Origin of the sequence: Eggerthella sp., assembly GCF_048329335.1 — a bacterium.
Lineage (GTDB): Bacteria > Actinomycetota > Coriobacteriia > Coriobacteriales > Eggerthellaceae > Eggerthella > Eggerthella lenta.
In genome coordinates, this window is the sequence record NZ_DBFEGU010000270.1 from 1 (window position 1) to 2,390 (window position 2,390).

2 protein-coding genes are annotated in these 2,390 nt (G+C 65.9%); both read right to left on the reverse strand.

The window, feature by feature from the left end; all coding sequences use genetic code 11:
* The coding region (locus tag ACMO6A_RS08540; RefSeq protein ID WP_418471105.1) for an ABC transporter ATP-binding protein at nt 1-1,571 on the reverse strand (1,571 nt) is incomplete at its 3' end.
* Nucleotides 1,568-2,390 (reverse strand): ABC transporter ATP-binding protein (locus ACMO6A_RS08545; protein ID WP_418471106.1); only part of this gene is annotated, 823 nt, incomplete at its 5' end. The genes ACMO6A_RS08540 and ACMO6A_RS08545, both read right to left, overlap by 4 nt.

Sequence of the window (2,390 nt, forward strand, 5' to 3'; positions counted from 1 at the left end):
GTGAGCAGCTGCCGCTGGCCCTGGCTGATGTTGCTGGCGTCCTCGTTGATCTCGGTATCGAAGCCCTCGGGCAGCGTCTGGATGAAGTGGTGGACGTAGGCGGCCTTCGCCGCCGCCTCCACCTCCTCGTCGGTGGCGTCCAGCTTGCCGTAGCGGATGTTGTCGCGGATGGTGCCGTGGAACAGCCACGTGTCCTGCAGCACCATGCCGAACAGGCTGCGCAGATCGTCGCGCGCGAAATCGCGGATGTCCGTGCCGCCGATCTTGATGCAGCCCGACTGCACGTCGTAGAAGCGCATGAGCAGCTTGACCATGGTGGTCTTGCCGGCGCCCGTGGGACCGACCAGCGCGACGGTCTGGCCTTCCGACACCTGGGCCGAGAAGTCCTTGATCACCGGCTTCTCCGGATCGTAGCCGAAGCGCACGTGGTCGAACTGCACGTTGCACTCCACGTCGGCGGTACGGGCGGTCGCATGGTCGGGCTCCTCCTCGGGCGCGTCGAGGAACTCGAAGATGCGCTCGGCGGCCGCGGCCATCTGCTGCAGCACGTTGGACACCTGCGTGAGCTGGGTGATGGGCTGCGTGAAGTTCTTCACGTACTGGATGAACGCCTGGATGTCGCCCACCGTGATGATGCCCTGCACGGCCAGGAAGCTGCCGGCGATGGCGACGGCCACGTAGCCCAGGTTGCCGACGAACGTCATGATAGGCTGCATGAGGCCGCTGAAGAACTGCGACTTCCACGCCGACCCGTACAGCTTCGCGTTCGTCTCGTTGAAACGGTCGACCGTGCCGTCCTCGCGGTTGAACGCCTTCACGATGGCGTGACCCGAGAACGTCTCCTCCACGATGCCGTTGATCTTGCCGAGCGTGCGCTGCTGCGCCACGAAGTACTTCTGCGAGCGCTTCACCACCACCATGATGAGCACGATGGAAACCGGAAGAATGACCACGGTGATCAGCGTCATGAGCGGGTTGATGGACAGCATCATGATGAGCACGCCGACGATGGTGGTCACCGACGTGATGAGCTGGGTGACGCCCTGGTTCAGGCTCTGGCCCAGCGTGTCCACGTCGTTCGTGATGCGCGACAGGGTGTCGCCCACGCTCGTGCGCTCGAAGTAGCCCATGGGCATGCGGTCGATCTTGTCGGCGATGGCGCCGCGCAGCTGGTAGCACGTGCGCTGCGAAACCGAGCTCATGATCCAGCCCTGCACGAACGAGCATGCCGCGGACAGCAGGTACAGGCCCAGCGTGAACACGAGGATCCGCGCGATCGCGTCGAAGTCGATGCCGCCCGAGCCGTCGATCTTCGCCACGATGCCGTTGAACAGCTCGGTAGTGGCCGTGGACAGCACCTTCGGCCCCACGATGTTGAAGATGGTGGAGCCCACGGCGAATACGAGCACCACCACGATGGCCGCCTTGAAGCGACCCATGAAGGCGATCAGCTTGGCAAGCGTTCCCTTGAGGTTCTTCGGCTTCTCGCCGGGCATCATGCGCCCGCCGGGACCGTGGCCCATGGGTCCGCGGCGAGGTTCCTGCGCCTGGGCGTTCTCCTGCGCGCTCATGCCGCATCACCTCCGTTCAGCTCGGCTTCCGACAGCTGGGACATCGCGATCTCCCGATACTCCTCGCAGGTTTCCATCAGCTCCTCGTGCGTGCCCTGGCCCACGATGCGGCCGTCGTCCAGCACCACGATGCGGTCGGCATGCAGCACCGTCGAGATGCGCTGCGCCACGATGACCACGGTCTTGCCGCCCAGGCGCGTGTGCAGCTCCTGGCGCAGCGCGGCGTCGGTCTTGTAGTCGAGCGCCGAGAAGCTGTCGTCGAACAGGTAGGCGCGCGCCTCGGTGGCCAGCGCACGGGCGATGGCCAGGCGCTGGCGCTGGCCGCCCGACACGTTCGAGCCGCCTTGCGACACGCGCGTGCCCAGGCCTTCCTCCTTCGAGGCGACGAATTCCGACGCCTGGGCGATGTCGACGGCCTCCCTGATGCGGTCGACGGGCATCCCCTCGTCCGCGTAGGCCACGTTCGACTCGATGGTGCCTGAGAACAGAAACGCCTTCTGCGGCACGTAGCCCAGCTGCTCGCGCAGCGCCTGCTGCGTGACGTCGCGCACATCCACGCCGTCGATGGTGACCGAGCCCTCCGTCACGTCGTAGAAGCGCTCGATGAGCTTGATGACCGTCGACTTGCCCGATCCGGTGGAGCCGATGAGCGCCGTGGTCTTGCCGGGCTCGGCCGTGAAGTCGATGTGCTCGAGCACGCATTCCTTCGAATCGCCGTAGCGGAAGCTGACGTCGTTGAAGGCGATGGTCGCGCCCTCGCCCGAGCGGCGCAGCTCGGCGTCGCGGGCCTTGTCGGCGGCCGGGTCGCAGATGGTGGGC